The organism is Rhodococcus sp. NPDC049939, assembly GCF_040656415.1.
GTDB lineage: Bacteria > Actinomycetota > Actinomycetes > Mycobacteriales > Mycobacteriaceae > Rhodococcus_F.
Genome location: NZ_JBFAMC010000001.1, coordinates 882,796 through 906,122, shown reverse-complemented (window position 1 = coordinate 906,122; position 23,327 = coordinate 882,796). Strand labels below are relative to the sequence as shown.

Here is a 23,327-nt window from a genome sequence, read left to right as displayed (position 1 = left end):
CGGCGCGTGTCGAAAACTAGTGGTCAGGGCGTGAAGAAAATTCATCCTCGGCAGCTCGTAGACGCCCGTACAAATCAATGTGAGCCTCCCGTCTGGGCCCGGTTGCTACCGGAGCCTTCCATCTGGACCCGGTTCCCACCGGGCTAGTGCCTTGGTGACGCGTTCGACAAGTGCGCTGAAGATCCGTTCCCCGTCCGCGGCCGTGGCTCCAGTAGGATCGCCGAGCACACCGTTGGCGGACACGGTGACAATACCGCCTTCGCGCAGTCTGGGGAGCAAGCTTTCGATAGGTTCTTCGTTCCCGGTCTCGGCACTCGACATCTTCACCCGGCCGGGTGAAAGGTGCAGCAACATCGACGTTTCCGTCCGGCCTGCGTGCGCGTCGGCGTCCGGGACCGCGCACGGCACCCAGGCGACATCGCGGCCCTCGTACCGCAACAAGGTGACAGCCTTGACGAGAGCGGAGCCGTTACCCCCGTGGCCGTTGACGAAAAGGATCCGCCCTGCCCACCTGCACGCCGACCTGCCGTACTCGACGAGAAGCGACTCCAGGGCATGCGAGCCGAGCGACACTGTTCCTGGGAAAGCCTCGTGCTCGCCGCTCGCTCCGTACGCGATCGCGGGCGCAACAAGAACGTCTGGGAGGGCGCGCCCTACCCCCGACGCGATTACGGTGTCGGTGTCGAGCGGGAGGTGCGGACCGTGCTGTTCGACCGAACCGACTGGGACGACGACGGTCGAAGCGCCCCGGTTGATATCGGGCCATACGGTGTCAGCGAGTTCTTCGTAGTCGCGCACTCGTCGATGGTATGCGCCGGGTGATTCCGTATGTCCATTGCCGCCGAGGCCCGGACAACCTCATTCCGTGGTGTGAGCCCGTCCCCGCGCCGAGCCTGTTGCAGATTCCAGCTCGCGAACGAATCGTCCGAATAGTGCTCGGCTCAAGCAAGATTGGGTTGTGCGACCGAGCATTCCACCGGATCAAGGATCAAGCCAATCACGAGCGGGACATGCGAGCCATGACCGCTGAGCGATGTCTAGCCTCCGTTCTGGTCATAACCCGCACACTAGGGTTCCGACGTGCGTCTGAGCACCGCTCACCCGATCAATGATTGGATCGTTTGTAACGATAAAGTTAGCCCTTGTTTTATTGTTTCCAGCCAGACTAGACTCTCTTCCGTATCCCTATAACCCATAGGCTTGGGTTTACCTTTCGAAGGAGAAAGATGGCGCTCAACTTCAAGCTCAGATCACGGTGCAGTGTCGAAGACTCATGCGTATGGGGTCGAACGTGGGTCGGCTGGGAACCTGGTCAATCCGACGAGCTGACCTACGACGTGAATCGTGGGGTGTGGAAGCTCGGACTCCGAGCAGCAAAACAGAAGTACGCGACGTTTTCGTTCGACGGCATCGTCCGCACAGTCATTGAATTGGATCACCGCCAACCTATAGAACAGGTAGCGATGGTAGATGGTGGAACGAAACAAGCTGTTGTTGGGCGCGTCCTCAAGCCGGGAGACGCAGGTTACGAGCTGCTGATTGGTCGACCCGTCGATGCGTGGCGGAATCCAGTGACCTACATCGACGACAACCCTGGTGCGCCGGTTCTATGCGAGTGCGGCTGCGGCACCGAGGTGACCGGCGGACGAGAATTCGTACCTGGCCATGACCAGCGGGGGATCCATGACCGGATTCGCATCGGATGGGGAAGTACCGTCGAGTTCATTCGCTGGTTCGACGGGCTAAACGATCATCGAAACCTGGATGAAATTTGAACATCAGAAGTTGCATTTCCCGCTCCCACATCGGATGCACCGAGCGTCAGCCATTCCTCCACATGATCGGAGGCTCAAACGCATTGGTCGTACAAGTCCTCCGCCCTGCGCGCAAACCCATCCAGTTCTTCAGAATCTGCGCTCAGCGTCTTACTCCCCCACCTCGACAGTCCAGATGAAGGTACCAGTCCGGCACCGCTGCGAGAATGACGCGGCCCTAGTCACCGGGTTTGCCGTGGTGACAGGCGATATCGCATCAGCTACCGGCTTCGGCTGCGGTGGGCCGTACGCCAGGGGCGCTGATCGGCACGCGCTCACGTTTCTCGATTCCGATCAAGCAAGGCTTGACCTACGTGAGGCGGCCTGGCCACACCTTTCTGCGGTGGGCGGAGAGTTTCACAACAAAGGGAAGGAAGATGGAGAATGAGCGGTGGAAGAAATCTGCGCAAAGGAAAGCGGCACACCGTCCACGCCTTTCTCACAGATGAGGAGAAGGAGGCGCTAGTTGAACGCAGCAAGGCGTTAGGACTGAGCCAGAGTGCCACGATCCGACAACTGATCATGAATGCTCATGACAGCTCAGGCCCGGCATAGCCGGCACCAGAACGCACGAATGACGTACTGCAGAAGTGGGCACTCACCGACCTCTACAACGACAGCCCAACCCGCTCGCCCTCGATGACGGCAGAGTGTGCACGGCGTGGCGCCAAGACGTCCCCGACTCGATGTACCTCGATACCGCTGTCGGCCAACTCCTTCCAGAGTTCATCCTCCGGCCGTTGGTGCGCCGAGGACACCACCCAGTCTGCGACGAACCGCGACGACTGTCCGGTCGGGTGATGCAGAAGAGTGACCGCGAGCTTTCCGACTTCGACCGCTTCGCAACCCATCGGCACCACATCGGTCAACTGGGTTATTCCCTTGTGGTGTGCCCGCTGGTTCCAGCCCTCGAAATCCAAGGTGATGCCTAGATCTTGCCCGACGATCATCCCCGGTGTGCAGATGGTGACCACACATCCGGAGTCGGCGGCGAACTCCGCAACGGACGTGCCTTGGTGGAAGCCGAGTTCGTCTACCACCAGCACGATCCCGGACGGTTGAGCACGGCCCTCGAGAACATCTCGCACGTCCACGATCCGATCCAGGGCATCCGCCCAACGCGGACGCTGCGGGCGGGCCCCGTCGCGATCACGACGACGTCGGGTCTGAGGTGCTCAACGATTGCGGCAGTCGCCTCGGCCCCCGTCCGCAGATCCACCCCGTAGCGAATGCACTCCGCTTCCAGATACAGCACAAGGTCGAGCAACTCGCGCCTGCCGGGTACGACCGCCGCGGTGCTCACCTGCCCACCGACAGCATCTGCGCGGATGAAGGTACCAGCCCGGGCCTGCGACAAGCCTGGTGCCTCACTCACCACTGGATTTGCCGAGGTGACAGCCGACATCGCATCATCAACCGCGTGCCCGAACCGTCCGTTTCATTCCCGCTGCGCCACGTCACCACTCCCAATCCCACCGAGCTCCAACACAAGCACTGGCGAGAACTCGATGCCGAACTACCGTCGGTATGCGTTGTACACGGCGCACCCGGAACCTGGACCTTCAAGCTGTACTTGTCCTCACACCCGTACGTCCCCTATGACGATCTCTCGCTTCCCCGCAAAATCCTCCACGATTTCCTCCGACCGTCTGCGAGGCGGAAACGTTCCGAATACCGACGCTCTCGTAAGATCTGGGTGAAGACACGGTGGCCCGGCTGTTCGGCGTGCCGGCAATATCGCCGGGAGCGACGAGCCCTGAGCCTCGTTCTGGTTTCCCTCACCGCCTACCTCATCACCGGTCCGATCTCGCCGCTGACCGAGTGGATGCCAGCAGACCTCCGTTCGTCACTCCACCTCTTCGGATTTTTCCTGATCGTGCCAGCAGCCAAGAGCCTGGGCTCCCGTCTGGATCTTTCCCGAGCCACCGTTCCCGAGAACGGCACCGACTTGGTGGTCCGAAACCCACATACCGACTTCGCACGTGAGGCACTTACCTTGGGCGCGAGACAGCAGTCGGAAAGGGTGAGCCCCCCAGGATGGTGGAAGAGAAGCGCGCTGCGGTAGCCCTGCTGAAGCACGCAGACCTGGAGGTAACGCGCGGAGAGCTGCAAAAGCATGCGCCCACCGGCTCCTACAACGACAGCCCAACCCGCTCGCCCTCGATGACGGCGGAGTGTGCACGGCGTGGCGCCAAGACGTCTCCGACTCGGTGCACCTCGATACCGCTGTCGGCCAACTCCTTCCAGAGTTCATCCTCCGGCCGTTGGTGCGCCGAGGACACCACCCAGTCTGCGACGAACCGCGACGACTGTCCGGTCGGGTGATGCAGAAGAGTGACCGCGAGCTTTCCGACTTCGACCGCTTCGCAACCCATCGGCACCACATCGGTCAACTGGGTTATTCCCTTGTGGTGTGCCCGCTGGTTCCAGCCCTCGAAATCCAAGGTGATGCCTAGATCTTGCCCGACGATCATCCCCGGTGTGCAGATGGTGACCACACATCCGGAGTCGGCGGCGAACTCCGCAACGGACGTGCCTTGGTGGAAGCCGAGTTCGTCTACCACCAGCACGATCCCGGACGGTTGAGCACGGCCCTCCAGAACATCTCGCACGTCCACGACCCGATCCAGCGCGCCCGCCCAACGTGGACGCTGCGAGCGTGCCCCCGTCGCGATCACGACGACGTCGGGTCTGAGGTGCTCAACGATTGCGGCAGTCGCCTCGGACCCCGTCCGCAGATCCACCCCGGAGCGAATGCACTCCGCTTCAAGATCCAGCACAAGGTCGAGCATCTCGCGCCTGCCGGGTACGACCGCCGCGGTGCTCACCTGCCCACCGACAGCATCTGCGCGTTCGAACAAGGTCACGCGGTGACCACGCAGCGCCGCGGTTGCGGCGGCCTTCAGTCCAGCTGGTCCGCCGCCGACGACGACCACGCGTCTGCCGCGAATCTTCGGTTCGGGCACGGCTGTGACCTCCTTGCCCGCGCGAGGGTTGGCAACGCAACCGAGCCATCGCCCGAGCCCCATGCGCCCGACGCATTCCTGATTGCACGCCAGGCATCTTCGGATCTGCGCCTTATCGCCGGCCAGTGCTTTCGCGGCAAAGTCCGGATCAGCGATCTGGCCGCGCACGACCCCGATCAGGTCGCAGTGCCCCTCCACAAGAGCCTGCTCGGCCTGCCACGGTTCCTTGAACCTGCCGACGCCAACCACCGGAAGGGAAACTCGCTGCCGGATGGCGTTCGGAATGAACAGGGCGTATCCGGAGGGCACCGACATGGACGCCTCGATCATGTGGAGCGTCTCGGTGGCCATGCCGATGGACGTGTTGATGTAGTCGACCCCACCGGCCTCCTCGATGATCGCGGCTACCTCCATAGCCTCATCCAGGCATACTCCGCCGTCGAACAGGTCCTCACCCGCAAGCCTTACCCCGAGTGCGTGTTCCGGACCAATCGCTTCACGCATCGCGGCGACAACTTCGAGAAGGAACCGGGCGCGGTTACCGAGCGACCCCCCGTACCTGTCGGTGCGCAGATTCGTCGAGGGGGCGAGGAAGCTTCGCACCAACGAGGAGTGGGAGCACTGCAGTTCGACTCCGTCGAACCCGCCCTGCACGCAATGTTCGGCCACCCGCGCGTAGCCCTCGACGAGCGTCCGGATCTCCCGCTGGTCGAGCGCCTTGGGGACTTCGCGGAACAACGGGTCCGGGACGGCACTCGGCGCCCACAACGGACGCCGGGAGTACATGCTCGAACCCTGCCCACCGTTGTGGTTGATCTGCGCCAGGATCGGAACCTCGTACTCGTGAACAGCGTCGGTGATGCGCCGGTATCCCGCGACTACCTCGGGCCGATACCCGGCAATCACCTTCTCGTACGGCCAGTCCCCGGGGTGGATGGTGTGTTCCTCGGAGATGATCAGTCCCACACCCCCCTTCGCCCGTGCCGCGTAGTACGCGGCATGCTGTTCGGTGGGCAGGCCATCCACGGCGTAGCCCGTCAGGTGCGCGGAGAAGACCACCCGGTTGCGTAGGGTCAGTGGCCCCACGCGCAACGGGGTGAACAGGTGGCGGTATCCGGAGTCGCTCACACCTTGGTGGCGCCCATATCCACTGCAACCTGGCTACCGGTGACCATCCGAGAACCATCGCCGGCCAGCCACACCACCGCTTCGGTGATGTCGTCTGTGTCGGCCAACGGGTGTTCGGTGAGAATCGACGACAGGCTCGACATGTAGTGGGGGTGCTTCTCCAGCAGTGCCAAGCCGCCCTGGTCGTTGCCCATCGGCGTCTTCACGCCGTACGGGTGAATGGAGTTGACGCGAATCCCGTATTCACCCAACTCCTTCGCCGCAGCCTGGGTCAGACCGACGAGACCGAACTTGGATGCTGCGTAATTCGCTTGTCCGGGAATAGGCTTGATACCTGCCACGGAGCTGATCACTATGATCGAACCGCCCCGGCCGCTCTCGATCATCGATGGAACCGCTGCCTTGAGTGTCTTCCACGTGCCCGTGAGGTTCACGTCGATCAGCGTCTCCCACTGCTCGTCGGGCATCTCCCAGAATCTGTTCCAGTTGCAGATCCCGGCGTTCGCAATCACGATGTCGAGCCCGCCGAACTGCTCGACGCCTCGATTGACGATGGCCTTCAGTTGCGCGCTGTCGCGAATGTCTGCTTGCTCGGCCATGATCTTGCCGCCCTCTGATTCGACGCGGCGCACCGTCTCCGCCAAGTCGTCCGGGGTCGCCGAATCGTAGGTGTTGTACTCCGAGACCGGCCCGCAGATGTCAATTGCGATGATCGTCGCGCCCTCGCGCGCCAACCGCACCGCGTGTGCTCGCCCCTGCCCTCGGGCAGCACCGGTGATGAAAGCGACCTTGCCGTCGAACTGTCCCATGCAATTTCCTATCTCTCGTTGACGAGGGTGAGTGGATTCTTGTCGAAATCGGACGGTCTGCCCGTGGTCACGTTCAGCGCAGCTGAGCGGCCCTCCCTGATCGCTTCGAGCACCGTTCGCGGAGCGACGCAATCGCCCACCCGTACCGCACCCGGACGCAACGCCGCGAGCGTGTCTTCGGGGAGGCGATGTGAGCAATCGACCAGGACGCCACACGACGCCACGGTTTCCGCACCGGTGTATCGGTTCCTGATCCGAATTCCGGTCTCGTCGATCGACATGATCCGGCTGTCGAGGCGCCGCACGACCCCGGCCCGCTGCAGCCGACTGTTGGCGTCGACGAGATCACCGGTCATTCCGAGCCTCGAACCTGCGACGGAGTCCTGCGTCACGATGCTGACCTCGCGACCGCATGCCGCGAGCCTTTCGGCGACTGCCACACCGACGGGTCCCCCGACCGGGTCGAAGACGACCACGGGACCTTCACGGAGCAAGACGCCGCCCCACACTTCAGCGGCGTCCACGCACTGAGTACGCCCCTCGATGGGGAACGGGAGCGGCCGGGGTCTACTGCCAGTGGCAAGGATCACCGTTGCACCTGAGCGTTCCGCAGCATCGAGATCCGCCTCAGATATCGTGGATCCGAGCCGGAATTCGACCCCGAGCCTTCGGCATTCGGAATGAAGCCAGTCCGTCAGCGACTCGAGGTGCGGTGCGGCGATCCGCACCATCCCGCCCGTTCGATCAGCCGACTCGGCGACGATGACCCGATGGCCACGAACTGCTAGCACTCGGGCCGCCTCCAGTCCCGACGGACCCGCGCCCACGACGAGTACCGCGCCCGGGTCGATGTTCGAACTCTCCTCTTCGTCGGGATCGATGGTCTCGAACCCTGCTGTCGGATGCGAAATGCACGTGACGATGGGATTGCGCGGATCGAGCACCTGGCACGTCTGGTTGCACAGGACGCATGGGCGTGGGTTCTGACCGCTTCGGATCTTTACGACGAGATCGGGGTCCGCGATCTGAGCGCGGGTCATTTCGACGAGGTCGGCCACCCCGTCATCGAGCGCCCACTGAGCGGCGGACGCCTCGACCACGCTGCCCTGGAGCACGACGGACGCCGCACCTGCGACGACTGTCCGGATGTCTCGGCAGAGAGCGGTGTTGAACGATGTCGGGCGGTGGAAGTCGGGGCGGTACGCGTTTGTCGACATCGGCCCACCCCCCACAACGACCAGCAGATCCAGGAAGTCCACCAGTTCCTTGACGAATGCCGCAGCATCGTCGGGAGTGATTCCCGCCCATGGTGCCATCTCGTCGCAACTGAGCCGCAACGACAGCACCCGATCCGATCCCAACTCTTGTCTGACGGCGACGATCACCTCACGAATCAGTCGCAGCGGGTCGGTCCCGTACTCGTCGTCGCGTAGGTTGGTCAGACCCGACAGGAATTGTCGCAGCAAACCCCTCGGCCCGGCGTCGAGTTCGACGCCATCCACATCGGCGGAGACCGCAGCAGCCGCTCCGGACCGGAAGGCCTCCATGAGGGTGGCGATCTCGGATCGCTCCATCTGCATCGGCAATTCCCGTGAAATCACATCAGCCACTTGCGACGGACCCCACATGACCGACTGAGAAAAAGCGCTCGACCCCTGCAATCCGGTGTGACCCAATCCCGCAAGGACCAGCGTGCCGTGCGGGCGACATGCCGCGACCACGTCTCGCCAGCCTCCAATGCATTCGGACGCTAGCGGGGCCCGTTCATAGGGCCAGTCCGAGCCGTGCACCGACGCGACCTCGGTCACCACTATCCCGGTACCGCCGCGTGCCCGCCTCTCGTAGTACGCGACGTGACGCTGCGAAAGCCTTCGTCCCACACATAGATTGGTGGGGTGCGGCCCCAGAAGTACTCTGGACTGGGCGCGGCGACCGACCAACGTGATCGGGTCCGTCAACTCCACGGACATTGCGCGGTGGGCTGATCAGGAATCGGTGCCGAGGGCGCGCGCGAACCCAGGTGGGATCACCAGGTCGGCAGGGCTGAGGTCGTTGATGGACGAGTGCCCCAGACCCAGCAGCGCCGAGTCGATACCGCCTCGCAGAATGTCGAGGACGTTCTCGACTCCGGCCTGCCCGTTCGCGGACAGTCCCCACAGGTAGGCCCGCCCGATCATGACGGCCCGCGCGCCCAGCGCCAGTGCTTTCACGACGTCACTGCCGCGGCGTACTCCACCGTCGAGCAGAACCTCGATCTGGTCCCCGACTGCTTCCGCGATGGCAGGCAGTGCGCGGATCGACGCCGGAGTGCCGTCGAGATTGTTGCCTCCGTGGTTGGACACCGAGATCGCCGAAACACCCGCATCAACAGCACGTTTGGCGTCGTCGACCCTCATCAAACCCTTGAGCATGAAGGGTCCACCCCACTGCTCCCGCAGCCAGGCGATGTCATCCCAGGTTGGCAACGGCGTCTGCATCCACTCCCCGTACGCGCCGAAGAACGTCGGCGGTTTCTGGCCCGGTTTGGCCAGGTTAGGTGTGGTCAGGTCGGGGATCTTGCGCGCCTTCACGAACTCGTACAGCCACTCCGGACGGGTGATTCCCTCTGGAGCGAACTTGATGATCGCCCCGAGATTCATCTTCTCCGGGATGGCCGGACTTCCCCAGTCCCGCCCGTGCGAAAAGGACCAGTCGGTGGTGACGATGAGCCCAGTTGCACCGGCCGCACGAGCTCGTTCCATCCACTGAAGCAGTACGTCACGCGAGCCGACCCAGTACATCTGGAAGAACGTCTGTGGGTTCGCCGCTATGACCTCTTCGACGGACTTGCTCGCGAAGGAGCTCAATCCCATGGCGGTCCCACGAGCGGCCGCCGCTCGGGCGACCGCTACTTCACCGTCCGGATGCACCGCCTGCACGCCCGTCGGAGATATCACGACTGGCATCGAAATCGGCTGTCCCAAAACCGTGGTGGTCATTTCGCGCTTGTCCGAAAGCCCCGCGGTATGCGGCGCGAACCCCAACTCGCCGAACGCTGCCACATTGTCATCGACGGTCAGCCCCTTTTCGGAACCGGCGATCAGCGCTGAATAGACTGACTTCGGGAGCCGCTTCTTCGCTCGTCGTTGAGCCTCGGCCACCGTCTCGAAATACGGATTTCTACCCATCGAACACCACCCCGATCTGTCGGACGACGTTACGTCTGTTCCATTCCCGCAAGCGGGTTCTCGTCACATATCTTCGCCGGCGGACGCATCATCAGCGTCAAGGGAACGGGCGCCCGTGGCGCCCTTCGCTGACCTTTGCGGGAGTGGTCGACGCTTGATTTCGGGATTTCTCCCGCCTCAGTCAACGCCAGTTCACCCCTGCCGATCACGCATTCGGGATCCGGACCGTCCATCGGCAACCCGGTGAAGAACTTTGCGGCCATGCAGCCACCACGGCAAGAGTCGTAGTGGTCGCACTTGCTGCACGCACCTCCTGTCTGCGGGGAGCGCAGGTCCCGGAACAGGTCCGAGTGCTGCCAGACATGCTGGAAGCCGCCGTCCATCAGGATGTTTCCGGCAAGGAACTGCTCATGGATCGCGAATGGGCAGGCATAGACGTCGCCGACCGGATCGATCAGGCACACCACGCGCCCCGCCCCACACAAGTTCAACCCGGGCAGCGCCTCGCCGTACGGGGACAGGTGGAAGAACGAATCGCCGGTGAGCACACCTTCGCCGTTGGCAACCAGCCAGTCGTACAACTCTCGCTGCTGAGACTGGGTGGGGTGCAGTTCGTCCCATACGTCCGCCCCACGCCCTGAGGGGCGCAACCGGGTGATCCGGAGGGTGGCCCCGTACCTGTCTGCGAGCGCCTTGAATTCGTCCAGTTGGCACAGGTTGTGGCGGGTGACGACAACCGAGATCTTCGCGTCCTCGAACCCGGCCTCGGACAGATTCTCGAGCGCCCGCACTGCCATCGCGAAGGATCCGGGTCCACGAATCGCATCGTTGACTTCGGCCGTCGCACCGTCGAGGGAAATCTGAACGTCGACGTAGTCGCTGGCAGCGAGACGCTCTGCCACCTTCTTGTCGATCTTCACACCGTTGGTGGAGAACTTGACGCCGACCTGATGCGCGGTGGCGTAATCGACCAGTTCCCAGAAGTCCGGGCGGACTGTCGGCTCACCGCCACCGATGTTCACATAGAACACCTGCATACGCTGAAGTTCGTCGATGATCGATTTGCACTGCTCGGTGCTCAACTCGTTCGGGTCGCGCCGTCCCGATGACGACAGGCAGTGCACACACGACAGATTGCATGCATAGGTCAGCTCCCAAGTGAGGCAGATCGGAGCATCGAGACCGAGTTCGAACTGGTCGACGAGGCGGCCCACCGGCGCCGGCACAGAAGGCTCGCCGAGTATCGACGTCATTGGGTTCGTCCTCTCTCATTGGATGGAAACGGACTGGTCAACTGCGGACGATCATGTGCGACGCGGCCAAGACGCCGAGCGCTCGGGCATACTTCGGCGCCGCATCCTCCCCGATGCCCTGGGCACGTAGTGCGGAACGGGCGTCGGGGTGCAACGAGAGGGATTCGACCACCGCGACAATCGTCCGGTTCTTCAGGAAGGAAAGCTTGCGGGTTCCGAAGTGGTACAGCAACGCCCCGAAAGGTTCGGGACGCAGCGCCACTCGCGGATGAAGCTTCCAGCCCACGTCGAGATCGATCACATTGCAGGTCGTCGAGGCGGTCGCCGAAGCACCCATGTTCAGTACACGCCGCACATGCCGTCGATCGATACCTCTTCCACCAGAGATTCCTCGACCAACTCGGTTTCCAGCACTTCGTTGTCGCGATCCGACATGATTCCTCCTACTGTTCGAGTTACACAGGGCAGCGAGTCGATCCTGTGGTCCCAGCCACCGAACCCATAGCCTGTGATTCGCCTCACCAATGTAATGGCATCGAGTGCAGAATGACAGACCGAAAGGGCCAAAAGTTGAAGGGTTGTGTAAATCCGCCCAACCGAATAGGGCGGCGCCCGGCGACGACGCAGGATCGGATCAGCACCGTCGGAATCGAGTTGTTCACGAAACAGGGATTCGACGCAACGAGTGTCGACCAGGTCGCGGAGGCGTGCGGAATCGCACGACGCACGCTGTTCCGCTACTTTCCGTCCAAGAACGCGATCCCCTGGGGTGACTTCGATGCCCATCTCGCCGAGATGCGCACCCATCTCGCGGCGCAACCGACCGACATCTCGATAGCCGATGCCCTGACCGCGGCGCTGCTTCGGTTCAACGCCTTTCCCGCCAGCGAGAAAGCCAATCATCGCAAGCGCATGAACCTCATTCTTCGGGTTCCTGCCCTGCAGGCATACTCGGCAGTGATGTATGAGGGATGGCGCACCGTCATTGCAGAGTATGTCGCAGGCAGGCTCGGAATCTCTCCGACCGGGCACGTTCCGCGGACGGTCGGCTATCTCCTACTCGGCGTTGCGATGTCGGCCTACGAGCAGTGGCTCGATGACGATTCGGTCGAGCTCTCGCAGTTACTTGCCACCGGGATGAGGTGGCTCAACGGTGGATTGAGCTCCCTCGGTGAATAGGACACACGCACACACCTAGATCGCCAGATCACGCCACCGGAACAACGCGACTCCCGTCGCCGCCAGCACGACGGCGATCGCCACCATCCACATCAGCGGCGTTCCCGTCACATCAGCGGCGGGAACGGGTGGGACATGGCTGAACGGCGACAAGTTGCGAATGAAATCAGGCAATCCGAGCAATGGGCCGAGCAGCCCGAACAGCAAGAACAACGCAAGTGCGGTCCAGGAAAGCCCGGAAGCCCACAATGGGAGTCCGCCGAAGAGCAGAACGGCAATGGCGGCCACAACCAGAATTGCAGGCACGAAGACCAACGCCGCCGCGCTCAGATCGACTACATTGCCCGCGACATCCGCTGTGACCAGACCGTATGCGACTCCCGTGGCGACACCGGTGAGTAGCTGCAACGCAACCACACCGACCACCACAACGGCTACGTGTGCTGACAGCCAGCGGGGGCGCCCCACAGCTGTGGCCAGGACTGGCTCCAGCCGCCCCGCCGCTTCCTCAGCGCGCATCCGCAGCAGTGCCTGAACCGAGTACGCGCCCACCGCAATCGCCATCGTGCCGAAAATCGTCGCGAAGTAGGCGTCCACCATGTCGGAGGTGCCGCCGAGTCTTCCCATCACCTCCGACACCTGATCGCCCTCACCGAGGAAGTCGTCGATTTGCTCGCCGACCGCGCCGTAGACGAGTGCGATGAATCCGATGCCCACCGCCCACCAGAACAACACGCCTCGCTGGATCCGCCAGGCCGAGCCGAGCGGTGTCGGTAGGGATCGCGGTGCGCGGGCGGGTCCTCGCCTGGTGGCGACCAATCCGGCACCGAGATCTCGTCGTTCGGTGAAGAAGAATGCGAGCGCCACTGTCGCGAGCGTGAACACGGCCGGTAGGCCGAGTACCCACCATGCGTTGTCGTCGTAGGCGCGAATCTGCTCCGCCCATCCTATAGGCGACAGCCATGTGGCAAAGCCGCTGATTACACGCGTGCCCCCCTCGACCACGGTTCCGGACATGTCGCCCACGGCGCGCAGCACGAAAGCTGCGGCAAGGGCTGCGCCCGCGAGTCCGTTGGCAGTCCGCGCTCCGTCCGTGACCTGCGAAGTGACTGCCGCGATGCCCGCGAAAGAAATACCCACGCTCGCGATCCCGAGTCCAATAGCCAGCGACCCGCCCAGAGGAAGCCCCTGTGCCATGAGAACCACCACGCTCGACACGGCGAGAACCGCGTTCGCCGCAGCCGCAACGATCAGGGCAGCGGTAAGCATTGCCTTCCGGCCCACGACCGCAGCCTCGACCAGTTCAGCCCTGCCCGTCTCCTCGTTCTGCCTTGTGTGGCGGACCACGAGCAAACTACTCATCAGCGCGGCCCCCAGCGAGAGCGGCATGACGATCTGGCTCGCGACCACTGCACCGGCGGTGTATCCGGAGATGAGTCCGTTGGTGGCCAGCGCAACTGGCGACTGCGCTGTTGCAATGGCGATGCTGAGGAGGTCAGCCTCCGTCGGGTAGAGACCCAGCACGCTCGAGGCCGAGATTGCCTGCAGCACGACGAGAGCGAGCAGCCAAACCGGAAGTTGGATCCGGTCTCGCCGTAGCGCCAACCGCACCAGCCGAGTAGTTCCGGTGAATTGCGTTGCCATCACAGTTCCCTCGACTCCGCGCGCCGGTGGTTCTCGTCTTCGCGTTCGAGCTCGTCGCCGTAATGCCGGAGAAACAGTTCCTCCAGGGTCGGCGGCTTCGAGGTGAGTGAAGTGATCCCGAAAGTCAGCAGGTGGCTCATCACAGCGCCAAGTTCGCTGGTCTCCACCTCGCAGCGCGCGCGTAGTCCGTCCACCCGCGCATCGAATACGCCGGAAACCGAATCAAGTCCGGTCACCGGCTTCTCGGTTTCTGCGGTAACCGACGTCCGGGTGAGATGGCGAAGCTCAGCCAACGTGCCCGACTCGACGGTCCGCCCTTCCCTGATGATGCTCACACGATCACACAATGCCTCGACCTCGGCGAGGATGTGGCTCGAGAGCAGAACGGTTTTTCCCGCACCCGACACCTCGTCGATGCAGTCCCGAAAAACGGAATCCATCAATGGATCCAACCCAGACGTCGGTTCGTCGAGGACATAGAGATCGGCGTTCGATGCGAATGCGGCCACGAGCGCCACTTTTTGCCGATTGCCTTTCGAGTAGGTGCGAGCCTTCTTCGTCGGATCGAGTTCGAATCGCTCGAGCAGGTCGCTTCTTCTCGACTCGTCGAGGCCGCCACGCAAACCGGCCAGAAGGTCGATCGCCTCACCCCCGGTGAGGTTGGGCCAGAGATTGACGTCTCCCGGCACGTAAGCGATTCGGCGGTGAAGCGATACCGCGTCCTTCCAAGGATCGCCATCGAGCAACCGGGTATAGCCGGAATCAGCTCGCAACAGTCCAAGCAGCACCCTGATAGTCGTCGATTTACCGGAACCGTTGGGCCCGAGAAATCCGTGCACCTCACCCGTGCTCACTTCGAGGTCCAGCCCGTCAAGAGCCCTTGTGGCCCCGAAAGTCTTGACCAGCTTCTCCACCGAGATCGCAGCAGTCATGGATGGGACGGTACCCCGATCATCACCAGGTCTCGCCGGTTTCAGATCAGTCCCGACCAACCTGCCCCGGACACAGCCGCCGTACCGCCGAAGCCGGTCGCTGCAGCACTTGCCTCACCCAGATGTGAAGAGCCGATTCTGTCGCGGTGTCAGCTTGTCCCCCATCGGTATTCGACAACTCACATAGCGACTTCAGCACGGAGACTACAACGAACGAAGGCGGCGAACGCGGTCGGCGATGGCCCGCCTGGACACGTCAGCATCGGGTGCCAGTCCTTCGAACGCGTGCGGACACCCCGGATGCAGGTGTAGCTCCGTCGGTATCCCGGCGTCCGCCAGACGGCGCCCATAAGTGATGTCCTCGCCTCGGAAGATATCGAGTTCGCCGACTTCGATGTAGGTGGGAGGAAGACCGGACAGATCTACGGCCCTCGACGGTGCGGCGTACTGCGAGATCTCGCGCCTCCCGTCCCCGTCGCCCAGCAGCGCAGACCAACCGGTGACGTTGTCGTCGTAGGTCCATGTCAAGGGCCACTTCAAGAATGGAAGCAGCTGCGGATCGGGTTCCGAGGTCCGATCGTCGAGCATCGGATAGATCAAGAGCTGCTGAGCAATCGCCGGACCGTTCCGGTCCCGGGCCAGCAGGCACACCCCCGCAGCAAGACCGCCGCCGGCACTGTCACCCATCACCGCCAGTCGGCCAGGGTCCGCCCCCAACTCGCCCGCTCGCGAGGCCAGCCATTCGAGGGCGGCGTAACAGTCTTCCACGGGAACCGGATGGGGATATTCGGGAGCGATCCGGTAGTCGACAACCAGCATCGGCACACCGGAGGCCTCGACATATCCGCGCACAGCCAGATCGTAGAGTTTGCCGACTTCATCGAGACCTAGAATCATCCCCCCGCCATGGATGTACAGCGCCGCACTGCCAGACGCGGCAGACCCAACTCGGTGATACCAGCTGAGCCCAAGTTCAGCGCCGTCATCGGTAGTCAGCGAGTACCGCTCGATATCGATCCCGTCGTCGTATTCCACAGAAGAGCCCCGCAATGCCAGCAATTGGTCGAGCACGCGGCGAGTGTCGAGACGGCGCGTTGCGACATCCCCGACCGCGGGCGGCTCCAGGTCGGCCGTAGCGGCCAACTGCGGTGCAAGCTCTTGCAGTACTTGCGGATCGAATTGCAAGCTCATGGGATCCCACTCCAGCGGTGTATCGAGCTGTGGGCCTGATTTCGGGCGCAACGCTACCACCGAATCTCTTTCATGCAGTGGATCGATCGAGATGCTGAACAACACCGGCGTCAGTACCAGCCGGGACCAAGGAGAAGCGCGAAGCGACCCTCGGCCCGTCGGCCGGAAATCGCACGGCACTCGAATAGGCTGAACGCCCCCGCGGCGACCACCTCTGGGCAAAAACTAGAACGTGTTCTATATTTGAGTTAGATGTTCGAGCGTTCCGACGCCGCGAAGCAGGAGAGGACGAACCCCACGATGACGACTGTCGAGGTGCCGCACAGCTCACGATCGGTGGTGCTCACCGTGTCGGGGGTGGTCGAGGAGACCCCCGACTCCCAGTCGCTGATCTTCGACATCCCGGCAGATCTCGCCGACAAGTTCGCATACAAGCCCGGACAGTTCCTCACCCTTCGCATCCCCAGTGACCGCACCGGTTCTGTCGCCCGGTGCTACTCGCTGGCCAGCTCGCCGTTCACCGATCCCGCACCCAAGGTCACGATCAAGCGAACCGCTGAGGGCTATGGGTCCAACTGGCTGTGCGACAACATCACCGTCGGTGACACCCTCGAAGTTCTGCCCCCATCGGGTGTGTTCACCCCCAAGTCTCTGGACCACGACTTCCTGCTGTTCGCCGCGGGAAGTGGAATCACTCCTGTGATCTCGATCCTCAAGGCCGCCCTGACAGAGGGGTCCGGCAAGATCGTGCTCTTGTACGCCAACCGCGACGAGGAGTCGGTCATCTTCGGCGAAGAGTTGCGTACTCTCGCCGCCGCCCATCCGTCCCGACTCGTCGTGATCCATTGGCTCGAGACCGTGCAAGGCCTGCCGGGCGTCGACCAGATCGCAACTGCTGTGGCGCCGTACCTCACCTACGAGGCCTTCATGTGTGGGCCGACGCCGTTCATGGACACCGTCCACAAGGCCCTCGCCGATGCCGGAATGCCACGCACCCAGGTACATGCCGAGGTGTTCAATTCACTCGCCGGTGACCCGTTCCGAGACGCCGAGGTCGTGGAGATCACAGCAGACGAGGCCGCCGACGCCGCCACCGTGGAAGTAGAACTCGACGGGGAGATTCACAACCTGGACTGGCCACGCAAACAGACGCTCGTCGAGATCATGCTGGCCAAGGGAATCGACGTGCCCTACTCGTGCCAGGAGGGTGAGTGCGGATCCTGCGCGTGCACCATACTCGAAGGGAAGGTCGAGATGGAGAACAGCGAGATCCTCGATCCTGAGGACATCGAGAACGGCTACATTCTGGGATGCCAGGCCCGGCCGGTCACAGACCATCTCAAGATTGAGTTCTAGCGTAACAACCGGCCTCTGAATCGAACCCGCGCAAGGTCACGAAACATGACCTGACCTGGGGTTCACGTTATGCGAATGCAACGGCCCACGCATTGATCGGGCGGTCAATCAGGCGTTAACTTGAAGTGGAGGCAATCCGTTTCAAGGAGGCTGGACATGAGATCGTGGAGTCGTATGCAAGATGTTGCGGCGATCGTGATCGGAGCCTACGCGGCACTCTCGCCGCTATGGGTCGACACCAATACCGCCGCGGTGTGGTCACTCGTCGTACTCGGTGTGCTTGTCGCGCTCTCCGGCCTCGTCCACTTGGTCCGGCCGACGATGAATATGGCCGAGTATGCAATGGGCGTCTTCGGCGTGCTGCTGTTCATCTCCCCGTGGGTGATGAGCTTCAATGAGTTCGGCGGCGCGGCATGGACTGCATGGGTCACCGGCGCGCTGGCGGTCGTAGTGGCCGTCACAGGGCTGCCGATGGCAAGTTCTCGGACGCACGGACAGGGAGGAGTGGCTGCCAGTCACTGATCCGTGAATCCCTCAGCACCGAGAACGTCGATCCAGGCGGGGCGCAGGCTTACAGCCTGCGTCCCGCCATTCAGGTTCGGAAAAGCCCATGCCCGCACCCCACCTCGGAAAGCCCGCAAGCAACCACCCACAGAAGAGTCCACGACGGCGCAACGCGAAGATCGACGGCGATGCCCGGGCCCTGATACTCGACGCCGCCGAATCCCTGATTGCCGTGCACGGATTCGACGCAACGTCAACGGCCTCGATAGCTTCTGCTGCGCACGTCCCGAAAGGACTGGTGTTCTACTACTTTCCCACCAAGACCGACATCCTTCTGGCGTTGCTGTCCGAGAGGCTCCCGACCGAGCCGCTCGGTGACGTGGGTCCACTGGTGACACCTGGTGACCCAGCCGCCAGCCTGGTAAACCTCGACACCGCACTGAACCTGCGCGATCACCACTCGTCGGTGATGCGCGTGATTCTCTGGCGTGAAGCCGAGACTCACCCGGATGTCCGCGAACACCTGAGGCGGTTCCGCGACTACCTCAGCGACATCACCGAGCGCCTCCTCCAGGCCAGCTCGCCGTACCCCGTCCGACCCGGAACGATCCGAGCGTGTGCGTCCGCTTGGGTGGCCGCGATGTTCTCCGTGGCCGGCATCGATCGCTTGCACGACCTCGACGACCTGCCGCGTAGGCACGACGAGGAACTCGACAGTGTGGCGCGCGTCGTAGCGGCCGGAATGGTTCAACTCGGCTGAATGCGTCCCGCCGACAGCAAGCGGCCTGCCGGGAAGATCTCGGCGCTCGGCGGCAGGCGGCCGGGCCTGCCACTGAGGAAGACCTCGACGGTCCCCTTGCCCGTACTGGGCCGGTTCAGCGCATCGATGCGGCGCAGCGTCTGCGCCGCCACCGCCTCGGCGCTGTCGAACAACCGCACCCCGGTTGGGAGCTTGGCCGCGATCTCGTCGGCCATCAACGGGTAGTGAGTGCACCCCAGCACTACCCCCTCCACGTCTTCCGGTGTGCGCGCCACGGCCGAAGCGATGGCTGCGGTGGCTGTGTCCCTCCGGCCGAGATCGATCGCATCGGCGAGTCCGTGGCACGCGACAGCTACCACGGAACTACCGTTGCCGAACCGCTCGATCAGATCTGCCTGATACCGACTCGCCGTCGTCGCCGCAGTCGCCCAGATGGCCACCGACTCACACGCCTCGGCAGCAGGCTTGATCGCGGGAACCGTGCCGATGACCGGAATCTCCGGTCCCACGAACTCCCGGACGTGTTCTAGCGCGGTGACACTCGCCGTGTTGCACGGCAGCACGATAACCTCCGCGCCACGGTCGAGTGTCAGCTGAACGGTCGCGAGTACGCGTTCGATCACCCACTGTTCCGATTTCGGGCCCCAAGGAGCCCCATCCGGATCCAGGGCGAGAATCAGATCAAGGTCGGGCCGCAGCGTGCGCAGCCACGCCGATGTCGGCAGCATGCCGAGACCCGAGTCGATGAGCGACACAATCACCCGACGAATGTATCGCGCCGCCGACAGCTCCTCTATGCCGACGCGGCTTCGAGAACTTCGCTGATCGGAGTTCGGTCGGCGATCTTTCCGCGCATCTTCATCACCCCGCCCGCCATGCCACCTCCGACGACACCTACCAGGATCCCGTCGCGCTCGTAGTACGCGAGGAATTTGCGGCCATCGTCTTTGATCACGTGCACGTCGTCAGTGGCCGCGACAGTGCCCAGTGCCTGAATCTTGATGTCGTACTGATCGCTCCAGAAGTACGGCACCTGTGCTGGACGATTTTCGTCACTGTTGCCGGTCAGCGCCCCGGCCAGGACCTTTGCCTGTTCACCGGCATTGTTCCAGTGTTCGACGCGCCGGTGACCGCCCACCTGTAACTGCCACGCCGCCACGTCGCCGACCGCCCAGATGTGCGGAACCGTCGTCCGACCGACCCCGTCGCACACCACGCCGTTGTCCAGTTCGACGCCCGAGGTGTCGAGCCAACCGGTAACGGGCACCGAACCGACACCGATCGCCACGACGTCGACCTCCACCTCACTACCGTCGCCGAGCACGGCCCCGGTGACTCGGTCGGTGCCCAGCAGTGAGTCCAGTCCCACACCGGCGCGAAGGTCGACGCCCTCCGCGATGTGCAATCGGGCGACGAGGTCTCCGACCTTCTCGCCGAGCGCGGACGCCAGTGGCGTCAGTTGGGGTTCGACCATCACGACGTCGAGCCCACCCGCGCGCATGCTCGCCGCCAGTTCGCAGCCGATGAAGCCTGCGCCGACGATCAACGCACGCTTGCCCTCAGCGAGATCGGCTCGCAGCGCCAAGCTTTCGTCTATGGAACGCAGGACATGGACGCCCGCCAGATCCGGTAGGCCCGGGATCCGGCGGGGCGCGAGACCGGTCGCGACGACCAAGTCGCCGTAGCCGAGTTCGGTGCCGTCGGCGAGAACTACGATGCGCAGTTCTGCATCGACGGATACGGCCTCGACACCGAGGCGCAGCTCGATGTTCCTCTCGTCGAAGAAATCACGTGGCTTGAGTGTGGTCTCATTCCTCTCGCCGCGCATCACCTCCTTCGACAGAGGTGGCCGGTCATACGGCAGATGTGGCTCACCACCGATGAGAACCAGTTCACCTTCGTACCCGTCCCGGCGTAGTTCCTCGGCAGTGCGCATTCCCGCCAGGCCCGCGCCCACGATCACAATTCTCTGCACTGTTCGCACCCGCCCTGGTAATCACATCTCGTCCAACAGTCATACCAAACCGAACGCGACACTACCGAGCCCGGCTCTGCGGGGTCATTGCCGAGGGTCGCGGATCCGAAGGTTTCACAGATCGGCGATGGCCTCGAGCGGCCTGGTGCGCGCCGCGCGGTTTGCGGGCCAGAGGGCGGCGAATACGCCCACAACACCCGATCCGAGAAGCATGGCGATCACCTGCTCCCACGGCACCGACACCTGATGGAGTCCCTGTTCCTTCAGGGTGCTGACGAAGCCCCATCCGAATGCGATTCCGAGGATCACGCCGACGGCCGCACCGAATACCGCGATGAGCATCGACTCCAGATAGATCGTGCGCCGCATCTGCGATCGCTGCATACCGACCGCGCGAAGCATGCCGATCTCGCGCCGTCGTTCCACCACCGACAAAGCGAGGGTGTTGACGATGCCGAGAATGGCGATCACGACCGCGAGCGCGAGCAATCCGTAGAGGATTCCGAGCAGGGTGTCGATCTGCTGCCCCTGAGTGCCCTTGAACTCCTCCTTGTCCTGTACTTGGACGACGACGAACTGCTTGGTCGCGGACTCGAGATCGGTGCGCAGCTGCGCCAGATTCGTGCCCGGCTTCGCGTCGACGAGGACCGCGAGATCGGGAAGGGTGGCGGCCGGCATCACCTGGCGATAGACCTCGTCCGACACCAGCCAGTCGCCGATCAGCTGGTTGTCCTCGAAGATACCCGTGACCTGGGTATCGACGACATTGCCGTCGCTGCTTTCCATCGGAATCGTCTTCCCCAGAGTCCATCCGTTCTGGGCGGCCATCGTCTGGGACACGAGGAGATCGTTACCGCTCAGATCAGCACTGCCTTGAACGAGCCTGTAGTCGATGACGCCGGCGAGGGGGCCGTCCACCGAAGCGCCGTCCTCTGCCTGGCCATCGACAGTGACGGATACCAGGTGCAGGGCGGTCGCGCTCTGGACGTCGGGAAGATCGCGTACCGCCCTCGCCGCCCCGCTCGGCACGCCGATCTGGTTGGGCCCGGTGAGGATGTAGTCCGCGGTCACGCCCGAGTCCACGAGTTGGTTGATGCTCGCTTTCGCGGAAGCACCGAAGACGCCGATCACCGACACGAGCATCAGTCCCAGCGTCAGCGCGAAGGCGGTGGCCGCTGTCCGACGGGGGTTCCGGACCGCATTGGTCCGAGCGAGGCGCCCCACCGGACCGAACGGCTTGGCCAGCAGGGCACCGAGCGCCCCGACCACTGGCCGGGACAGCGCAGGGGCGGCCAACACAACAGCCAAGATCAGGCCCAGTGCCCCGACGCCGACAACGACCGCGGCACCGGCGCCGTCACCACGGGAACCTACGACGAGCCCGACTACACCCAGTGCACCCAGTACGGCACCGACAATCGTGCGGACGTGCAGGGAATCTCCCGTGGATGCGAACTCCTGTCGCATCGCCGCGACCGGTGGCACTCTGGATGCGCGCTGGGCGGGTACGTATGCGCTTATCGTCGTCACCACCATGCCGACGACGAGAGCGATGAGGACAGTGCGTGGCCCCACCTGCAGCGGACCGTCGGGTAAGCCGACGTCGAACGAGTTCAGCAGTGACCGCAGGCCGTAAGCCAGTCCGATTCCCGCGGCGATGCCGATCGCACTGCCGATCAGACCGACGACGAGTGCCTCGAAGATCACCGAGCGCCCCACCTGTTTGCGGCCGGCACCGATCGCGCGGAGCAGCGCCAGCTCGCGCAGCCGCTGCGCGACGATCATCGAGAAGGTGTTGTAGATGATGAACGTGCCGACGAGCAGGGCGATGGCACCGAACGCGAGCAGGAAGTAATTGATGAAACTCAGCGCCTGGGTCACCTGCGCCTGCGTTTCCTCACGCACCTCGTCCCCGGTCTGCACCTTCATGCCGGGAAGCGCGGCGGCAATTTCGTCACGCAGTTCCGACGGCGACATTCCGGCACCGGCGACATCGATGTAGTCGACGTGCTCGCCGTCGGTGAACAGTTCGCGCGCCTGCGAATCGACGAACGTGGCCCCGATGAATCCACCGGTGTCGGTCCCTGTGTCGTAGATACCGGACACGGTGAAGTCGAGAACACCTCGCGCAGGCACGAGGACCTCGGTGGTGTCGCCGACCGAGAGGTTGGCCCGTTCGGCGGCATTGACATTGACGGCCATCTGTCCGACCTGGTCAGGTGGGGACCCCTGGACGTAGTCGTCGGTTTCGCCGAGCGCCTTGTCCGGCGGCAGATAGGACTCGCCGATGCTCGGCGCGCCTGCCGTCTGAATCGCAGCGCCGTCGGAGTCGATCAAGACGATCTGCCCGCTGACGGACGGCGCAACGGTGCGGACGCCCGGAAGCGCGGTGATCGTGTCGACGTCGGTCAGAGGAACCCCGCTGGAGTGGTGATCCTCCGTCGACACCCGTACGTCGACGCCCTGCGCGGTGTTCTCGAAGATCGAGTTGAACGTCTTCTGGAGCGTGTCGGTGAAGACGAAGGACCCGGCGACGAACGCGGTACCGAGGACGACGGACAGCACCGTCAGCGCCAGCCGGACTTTGTGTGCCGCCAGATTCCGCAGCGACACTTTACGCATCGGGGCACTTGATGTTGTGGCCATGCG

Annotated in this window: 23 protein-coding genes; 7 read left to right on the top strand and 16 right to left on the bottom strand. The window is 63.4% G+C overall.

Annotated features, from left to right (window positions below):
* Positions 1-105: 105 nt before the first annotated feature.
* Complete coding sequence (gene mftE / locus AB0I57_RS04030; protein WP_358330161.1) at positions 106-798, bottom strand: mycofactocin biosynthesis peptidyl-dipeptidase MftE; 693 nt, start codon at positions 796-798, stop codon at positions 106-108.
* Positions 799-1,226: 428 nt separating this feature from the next.
* Between mftE and AB0I57_RS04025 the strand changes: the two genes are divergently transcribed.
* Together AB0I57_RS04025 and AB0I57_RS04020 are read left to right on the top strand one after the other, a co-directional pair.
* Positions 1,227-1,775 (top strand): hypothetical protein, encoded by a 549-nt coding sequence (locus AB0I57_RS04025; protein ID WP_358330158.1) that lies wholly within the window; start codon positions 1,227-1,229, stop codon positions 1,773-1,775.
* A 423-nt stretch (positions 1,776-2,198) separates the two neighbouring features.
* Positions 2,199-2,369 carry a ribbon-helix-helix protein, CopG family gene (locus tag AB0I57_RS04020; protein WP_358330155.1) on the top strand — a complete coding sequence of 57 codons (171 nt, stop codon included), beginning with the start codon at positions 2,199-2,201 and terminating at the stop codon, positions 2,367-2,369.
* Positions 2,370-2,422: 53 nt separating this feature from the next.
* On the opposite strand, the gene AB0I57_RS04015 is transcribed toward AB0I57_RS04020, so the two are convergent.
* Together AB0I57_RS04015 and AB0I57_RS04010 are read right to left on the bottom strand one after the other, a co-directional pair.
* Positions 2,423-2,902 (bottom strand): hypothetical protein, encoded by a 480-nt coding sequence (locus AB0I57_RS04015; RefSeq protein WP_358330152.1) that lies wholly within the window; start codon positions 2,900-2,902, stop codon positions 2,423-2,425.
* Positions 2,848-3,189, bottom strand: a complete 342-nt coding sequence (locus AB0I57_RS04010) for a hypothetical protein (RefSeq protein ID WP_358330150.1) — start codon at positions 3,187-3,189, stop codon at positions 2,848-2,850. The genes AB0I57_RS04015 and AB0I57_RS04010 overlap by 55 nt, the downstream gene beginning before the upstream one ends.
* A 45-nt stretch (positions 3,190-3,234) precedes the next feature.
* Between AB0I57_RS04010 and AB0I57_RS04005 the strand changes: the two genes are divergently transcribed.
* Entirely contained in the window at positions 3,235-3,879 is a 645-nt protein-coding gene (locus AB0I57_RS04005) for a hypothetical protein (protein ID WP_358330147.1), read from the top strand.
* Positions 3,880-3,946: 67 nt separating this feature from the next.
* Here the strand turns inward: AB0I57_RS04005 and AB0I57_RS04000 are convergent, their stop codons facing one another.
* From AB0I57_RS04000 to mftA, 7 genes are read right to left on the bottom strand one after another with little or no spacing between them, the layout of a single operon-like run.
* Positions 3,947-5,908 (bottom strand): mycofactocin system FadH/OYE family oxidoreductase 2, encoded by a 1,962-nt coding sequence (locus AB0I57_RS04000; protein ID WP_358330144.1) that lies wholly within the window; start codon positions 5,906-5,908, stop codon positions 3,947-3,949.
* Positions 5,905-6,717, bottom strand: coding sequence for a mycofactocin-coupled SDR family oxidoreductase (locus AB0I57_RS03995; RefSeq protein ID WP_358330141.1), 813 nt, complete (start codon positions 6,715-6,717; stop codon positions 5,905-5,907). Before AB0I57_RS03995 ends, AB0I57_RS04000 begins: the two co-directional genes overlap by 4 nt.
* A gap of 8 nt (positions 6,718-6,725) precedes the next feature.
* Positions 6,726-8,687: a mycofactocin system FadH/OYE family oxidoreductase 1 gene (locus tag AB0I57_RS03990; RefSeq protein ID WP_358330138.1), complete on the bottom strand. Its 1,962-nt coding sequence runs from the start codon at positions 8,685-8,687 to the stop codon at positions 6,726-6,728.
* Positions 8,688-8,702: 15 nt separating this feature from the next.
* Positions 8,703-9,884, bottom strand: coding sequence for a pre-mycofactocin synthase MftD (mftD, locus tag AB0I57_RS03985; RefSeq protein ID WP_358330135.1), 1,182 nt, complete (start codon positions 9,882-9,884; stop codon positions 8,703-8,705).
* 29 nt (positions 9,885-9,913) lie between these two features.
* Positions 9,914-11,137, bottom strand: a complete 1,224-nt coding sequence (mftC, locus tag AB0I57_RS03980; RefSeq protein WP_358330133.1) for a mycofactocin radical SAM maturase — start codon at positions 11,135-11,137, stop codon at positions 9,914-9,916.
* Between the two features lie 37 nt (positions 11,138-11,174).
* Positions 11,175-11,474, bottom strand: coding sequence for a mycofactocin biosynthesis chaperone MftB (gene mftB / locus AB0I57_RS03975; protein ID WP_358330130.1), 300 nt, complete (start codon positions 11,472-11,474; stop codon positions 11,175-11,177).
* 2 nt (positions 11,475-11,476) lie between these two features.
* On the bottom strand, positions 11,477-11,572 hold the full coding sequence (gene mftA, locus AB0I57_RS03970; RefSeq protein ID WP_358330127.1) for a mycofactocin precursor MftA: 96 nt from the start codon (positions 11,570-11,572) through the stop codon (positions 11,477-11,479).
* Positions 11,573-11,683: 111 nt separating this feature from the next.
* Here mftA and mftR point away from each other — a divergent pair, with 111 nt between their 5' ends.
* Positions 11,684-12,316, top strand: coding sequence for a mycofactocin system transcriptional regulator (gene mftR / locus AB0I57_RS03965; protein WP_358330124.1), 633 nt, complete (start codon positions 11,684-11,686; stop codon positions 12,314-12,316).
* A 15-nt stretch (positions 12,317-12,331) separates the two neighbouring features.
* Here mftR and AB0I57_RS03960 read toward each other — a convergent pair whose 3' ends face one another.
* From AB0I57_RS03960 to AB0I57_RS03950, 3 genes are all read right to left on the bottom strand, one after another.
* Entirely contained in the window at positions 12,332-13,960 is a 1,629-nt protein-coding gene (locus tag AB0I57_RS03960; protein ID WP_358330122.1) for an anibiotic ABC transporter, read from the bottom strand.
* Entirely contained in the window at positions 13,960-14,892 is a 933-nt protein-coding gene (locus AB0I57_RS03955) for an ABC transporter ATP-binding protein (RefSeq protein WP_358330119.1), read from the bottom strand. The genes AB0I57_RS03960 and AB0I57_RS03955 overlap by 1 nt, the downstream gene beginning before the upstream one ends.
* 204 nt (positions 14,893-15,096) lie before the next feature.
* Complete coding sequence (locus AB0I57_RS03950; protein ID WP_358330116.1) at positions 15,097-16,083, bottom strand: alpha/beta hydrolase; 987 nt, start codon at positions 16,081-16,083, stop codon at positions 15,097-15,099.
* Between the two features lie 300 nt (positions 16,084-16,383).
* Here AB0I57_RS03950 and AB0I57_RS03945 point away from each other — a divergent pair, with 300 nt between their 5' ends.
* The 3 genes from AB0I57_RS03945 (at position 16,384) to AB0I57_RS03935 (ending at position 18,703) form a co-directional block, all read left to right on the top strand.
* Entirely contained in the window at positions 16,384-17,439 is a 1,056-nt protein-coding gene (locus tag AB0I57_RS03945; protein ID WP_358333122.1) for a ferredoxin--NADP reductase, read from the top strand.
* Between the two features lie 156 nt (positions 17,440-17,595).
* Positions 17,596-17,961, top strand: coding sequence for an SPW repeat protein (locus AB0I57_RS03940; protein WP_358330114.1), 366 nt, complete (start codon positions 17,596-17,598; stop codon positions 17,959-17,961).
* 88 nt (positions 17,962-18,049) lie between these two features.
* Positions 18,050-18,703 carry a helix-turn-helix domain-containing protein gene (locus AB0I57_RS03935; protein WP_358330111.1) on the top strand — a complete coding sequence of 218 codons (654 nt, stop codon included), beginning with the start codon at positions 18,050-18,052 and terminating at the stop codon, positions 18,701-18,703.
* Here the strand turns inward: AB0I57_RS03935 and AB0I57_RS03930 are convergent.
* The 3 genes from AB0I57_RS03930 to AB0I57_RS03920 all read right to left on the bottom strand — a co-directional run bounded on the left by AB0I57_RS03930 (position 18,691) and on the right by AB0I57_RS03920 (position 23,324).
* The gene (locus AB0I57_RS03930; protein WP_358330109.1) at positions 18,691-19,464 is read right to left on the bottom strand and encodes an aspartate/glutamate racemase family protein; all 774 of its coding nucleotides are present in this window, start codon (positions 19,462-19,464) and stop codon (positions 18,691-18,693) included. The genes AB0I57_RS03935 and AB0I57_RS03930 overlap by 13 nt on opposite strands.
* A 32-nt stretch (positions 19,465-19,496) precedes the next feature.
* Positions 19,497-20,678, bottom strand: coding sequence for an FAD-dependent oxidoreductase (locus AB0I57_RS03925; RefSeq protein ID WP_358330106.1), 1,182 nt, complete (start codon positions 20,676-20,678; stop codon positions 19,497-19,499).
* A 114-nt stretch (positions 20,679-20,792) separates the two neighbouring features.
* Positions 20,793-23,324, bottom strand: coding sequence for an FtsX-like permease family protein (locus AB0I57_RS03920; protein ID WP_358330103.1), 2,532 nt, complete (start codon positions 23,322-23,324; stop codon positions 20,793-20,795).
* Positions 23,325-23,327 lie beyond the last annotated feature (3 nt).